The sequence below is a fragment of the Anabaena subtropica FACHB-260 genome, from assembly GCF_014697105.1.
In the GTDB taxonomy this organism is placed as follows: Bacteria; Cyanobacteriota; Cyanobacteriia; order Cyanobacteriales; family Nostocaceae; genus Trichormus; species Trichormus subtropicus.
The window spans coordinates 1-4,948 of record NZ_JACJRF010000091.1 but is presented as its reverse complement, the minus strand read 5'-3'; the positions used below and the strand labels follow the sequence as shown (position 1 = coordinate 4,948).

2 protein-coding genes are annotated in these 4,948 nt (G+C 44.2%); both read left to right on the top strand.

Annotated features, from left to right (window positions below):
* The first annotated feature begins 683 nt into the window (after positions 1 to 683).
* The gene (gene gyrA / locus H6G18_RS24375; protein WP_190409667.1) at positions 684 to 3,278 is read left to right on the top strand and encodes a DNA topoisomerase (ATP-hydrolyzing) subunit A; all 2,595 of its coding nucleotides are present in this window, start codon (positions 684 to 686) and stop codon (positions 3,276 to 3,278) included.
* Positions 3,259 to 4,854 (top strand): apolipoprotein N-acyltransferase, encoded by a 1,596-nt coding sequence (lnt, locus tag H6G18_RS24370; protein WP_190409666.1) that lies wholly within the window; start codon positions 3,259 to 3,261, stop codon positions 4,852 to 4,854. Before gyrA ends, lnt begins: the two co-directional genes overlap by 20 nt.
* Positions 4,855 to 4,948: the final 94 nt, after the last annotated feature.

Sequence of the window (4,948 nt, the reverse complement as noted above, 5' to 3'; positions counted from 1 at the left end):
TCTTAGGTAGACTACTCATATTTTCTACAACTACTCAACCTGATCTAGATTAAAATCTAGTCCAGATTACTCAAAAGCTCTTTAGATTTTCTTTACGAATCACCTCTTATTGCCCCAAACATATACACACCAGCTTAAACGTTGATACAAATAGCTACAAACTGTCTTGGGACTGATAAAATTGATTTCTGAAGGCTGAGAATGTTGCATCAGAGGCAAAGAGCTTCACCATATCCCGCACTGGCTATTATTTGTACAATTACGGCTACTAATGCAGCAGTGGCAGGCACATTAATAAATACAAATTTACTGTTATCACAATTGACTAATTTTAGCCATTTCACGCAAATTCTTTTTGCTCGTTTAATCGCCTTTTTGTTAGTCCCAAAAGTTTCCTAATTACATCTCAAATCAATACCCAGTAATATCTTGCTTATATTTAAAATTAAAATTCGTTGCTAAAAACCAATTTTATTTTTTAATTTTAATTAAATTATGGTCACTAACTAAATCTCAACAAAATTTTTGATGATCAAAGATGGGTTAGCTGACTCGGCAGACACAGGTAATATTGTGTTAGAATTGTAGCAAAATATGGCAATTATTCAAGAGAAATTTTGCGTAATTTTGTGCTTTGTCAAGCACGAAGGCTAAAATCTAAATTTTTTGGAGTTATTTAGGTTATGACAACCTCACAGGAGAGGATTATCCCGACGGATCTGCGGAATGAAATGTCCCGGTCTTATCTGGAATACGCCATGAGTGTAATAGTGGGTAGGGCGCTACCAGATGCCAGGGATGGTCTAAAACCTGTGCATCGTCGCATCCTCTACGCTATGCACGAGTTGGGGTTAACCCACGATCGCCCGTTTCGGAAATGCGCTCGTGTAGTGGGGGAAGTATTGGGTAAATATCACCCCCACGGCGATACAGCAGTATATGATGCCTTGGTGCGGATGGCACAGGATTTTTCCATGCGATCGCCACTAATTAACGGTCATGGTAACTTTGGTTCTGTAGATAACGATCCCCCGGCGGCAATGCGTTACACAGAATGTCGCTTGCAAGCCTTAACTAGCGCCTCCCTACTGCAAGACATCGAATCAGAAACAGTAGATTTTGCTGATAACTTCGATGGTTCCCAACAAGAACCAACAGTTCTACCATCCCGCATCCCCCAGTTACTTCTGAATGGTTCTTCGGGGATTGCCGTAGGCATGGCAACTAACATTCCTCCCCATAACTTGGGAGAATTGATTGATGGATTGGTAGCACTAATTCACAATCCAGAAATTACTGACCTCCAGTTAATGCAATATATCCCAGGGCCAGACTTCCCCACAGGAGCGCAAATTCTGGGGATGGGAGCGATTAAAGAGGCCTACACCACAGGACGGGGTTCCATTACCATGCGTGGTGTCGCCAACATTGAAACCGTTGAAAGCAGGGGAAGACCAGACAGAGAAGCCATCATCGTCACCGAATTACCATATCAAACCAACAAAGCGGCCTTAATTGAAAAAATTGCCGAGTTGGTAAACGACAAGCGGATCGAAGGAATTGCAGATATCCGCGATGAAAGCGATCGCGATGGTATGCGAATCGTGATAGAACTCAAGCGTGATGCCTATCCCCGCGTAGTTCTCAACAACCTTTACAAGCAAACACCCCTACAAGCCAACTTTGGGGCAAATATGCTGGCGTTGGTGAATGGTGAACCCCAAATCCTCACCCTCAGAGATTTCTTACAGGTATTCCTTGATTTTCGCATCGAATCCATTACCAGACGTACCCGCTACGAACTGCGGAAAGCCGAAGAACGCGACCACCTTTTACAAGGCTTATTAATTGCCTTAAGCCATCTAGATGCAATTATTAATTTGATTCGTGGTGCTTCCGATGCGCCCACAGCCAAAGGCGAATTAATCACAACCTACGGGCTTTCGGAAGTCCAAGCTGATGCAATTTTGCAAATGCAACTGCGGCGGTTAACAGCCTTGGAAGCAGACAAAATTCGTCAAGAACACGAGGATTTACAAGCCCAAATTACCAACTTGCAAGACATCCTAGCAAGGCGGGAACGGATACTCGAAATCATCGAAACCGAAATCACCCAAATCAAAACCAGCTTTGCCACACCCCGGCGCACGGTAATTACCCATGCAGAAGGTGAAATAGATGACCGTGACCTCATCGCCAACGAAAAAGCGATTATCCTCGTCACAGAGCAAGGTTACATCAAACGGATGCCAGTCAACACCTTTGAAGCCCAAAGCCGTGCCACCAGAGGTAAAGCTGCCGCTAAAGTCAAAGATGATGATACTGTTGAGCATTTCTTGACTTGTTGCGACCATGACAGCGTGCTATTTTTTAGCGATCGCGGTGTCGTCTACTGCCTCAAAGCCTATCAAATTCCCGTCAGTTCCCGCACTAGTCGCGGTACACCAATTGTTCAATTACTCCCAATACCCAAAGAAGAAAAAATCACCTCAATAGTCCCTGTGGATGAGTTTACTAGTGAAGAATATCTAGTTATGCTCACCAAAGGCGGCAACATCAAGAAAACCGAATTGGCAGCATTCAGCAATATTCGTGCCAATGGCTTAATTGCTATTTCCTTAGAAGAAGGTGATCAACTCCGATGGGTACGCCGCGCCAGAGTCGAGGACAGCGTCATCGTTGGTTCGCGGTTAGGTATGGCAATTCACTTTAGATGTAACCATGAACAACTCCGTCCCCTAAGTAGGGCGACTCGTGGAGTAAAATCCATGAAACTCAAAAAAGGTGATGAACTGGTAGGGATGGATATTCTCCCGGCAGCGATTCTGGATACTTTAAACACCGAAGAAGTCGAAGAACTTGAAACCGAGGATATCGAAAACACCGAACACATCGAAGAAACAGCAGAAGTAGCAGAAGTAGCAGAGCATAGCAGCGTCGGCCCTTGGGTGCTAGTCATCACTATGGGAGGATATGGTAAGCGCGTACCTGTAGCTCAATTCCGACTACAAAATCGTGCTGGACAAGGTTTGATGGCAACCAAATTCAAAAACCGCAAAACCAAAGACCAATTAGCCACCCTTGGCATCGTCAACAACGACAACGAAATTATGATGGTGACAAATCGTGGAATTATTATTCGTCAGGCTGTAAATGCGATTTCCATCCAATCGCGATCGGCAACTGGTGTCAGAGTCCAACGCTTAGATGAAGATGATGCAATTACCGGAGTAGCGATCGTTCCTCCTGACACCGGCGATGCAGCAGAACCTGAGTAAGAATCTAGGAGGGAGATTAATAACTTTACTCCCTCTCTTAATTGCCTTAACTAGTGGGGTATTGATGGGGCTAACAGTAGCCCCCTTTGGTGCATGGTTCCTAGCATGGTTTGCCCTAACTCCCCTTTGGCTACTAGTAGTCAGTTTTACCAAACGAAAAAATCAATCCCCCAACCTTCAGGAAACTAAAGCGACCTCCTTCTTTGTCCCCATCCTGGGACTAGCTTGGGGGATTGGCTATCACGGTGTTGCCCTATTTTGGATTACAGGCATCCATCCTATGGATTGGTTGGGTGTTCCCTGGTGGCCGAGTTTGGCAATTACTATCTTTTGTTTGTCATTTGTTAGCTTTTACGGCGGTTTATTTGTAGCTATTTGGGCAGCTTGCTTAACTCGTCTGTCCGCACAGAAATCTTGGTTGCGTATACTGACGGCTACAGCTATCTGGTGTGCTTTAGAAAGTCTTTGGAGCGCTGGCCCCTTGTGGTGGAGTTCCCTAGCTTATACCCAATCGCCACATAACCTCATAATTTTACACCTTGGGCAAATATCCGGTCAGGCTGTTGTCACAGCAGCAATTGTGGGTGTCAATGGTTTAATTGCTGAGGCGTGGATAAGTCGTCAACTAAGGTTTATTAATAATAGATATTTAGCAACTGCCACAGGATTATTAATTACCTTACACCTAATTGCTTTCTTTCTATATACCGCACCCATCGCTCAAACTACAGACGCAGCATTGAAAGTAGGCATTGTTCAGGGCAATATTCCCAATAAAATTAAACTGCTTCCCCAAGGATTGCGTCGCGCTATCTCCGGCTACACAGATGGGTATTTAACTTTAGTCAATCAAGGTGTAGATGCAGTTTTAACTCCAGAAGGCGCACTACCAGTTTTTCAACGAAACCTGTCTACAACTCCCTTAGTTTCAGCAGTCCGGGAAAAAGGTGTAATTGTTTGGATAGGCGCTTTTGGGGAAAAAGGACGCAGCTATACTAACAGCTTATTTACTGTCAACAGCAAAGGCGAAGTTACCAGTCGCTACGATAAATCCAAACTAGTGCCTTTGGGCGAATATATTCCCTTTGAAGGAATTATCGGTGGACTCGTTCAGCGCTTGTCTCCACTGGATGAACATCAAGTTCATGGCTTACCCAATCAAATTTTTGACACTCCATTTGGTCGGGCGATTGTGGGGATTTGTTATGAGTCAGCCTTTCCGGAAGTATTTCGTCGTCAAGCTGCTGCGGGTGGGCAATTTATCCTTAGTTCTTCCAATGATGCTCATTACAATGCTGCTATGCCATTGCAACACCATGCACAAGATATCATGCGGGCAATTGAAACTGATAGATGGTCAGTAAGGGCAACTAATACAGGGTATTCAGCTTTTGTTGATCCCCACGGCAGAACCTTGTGGATATCTGGATACAATACTTACGAAACTCATGGAGAAACTATATATCGTCGTCAGACACAAACCTTATACGTGCGTTGGGGTGATTGGTTTACGCCTTTATTATTGGGGTTGAGTGCCTTATTTCAATTCGTAATTCGTAATTCACGCCTAATGTGAATTAAGAAAAAAGGCGGGAGAAGTAAGAAGATGAAAGTTACCAGCTTCTCAAATCAAACTTCCCCCATGACTAGCATAAACTTTGGAACGCTAT

Coding starts and splice junctions, on each gene's coding strand:
- lnt (WP_190409666.1), top strand. CDS start 3,259: ATGCAGCAGAACCTGAGTAAGAATCTAGGAGGGAGATTAATAACTTTA.
- gyrA (WP_190409667.1), top strand. CDS start 684: ATGACAACCTCACAGGAGAGGATTATCCCGACGGATCTGCGGAATGAA.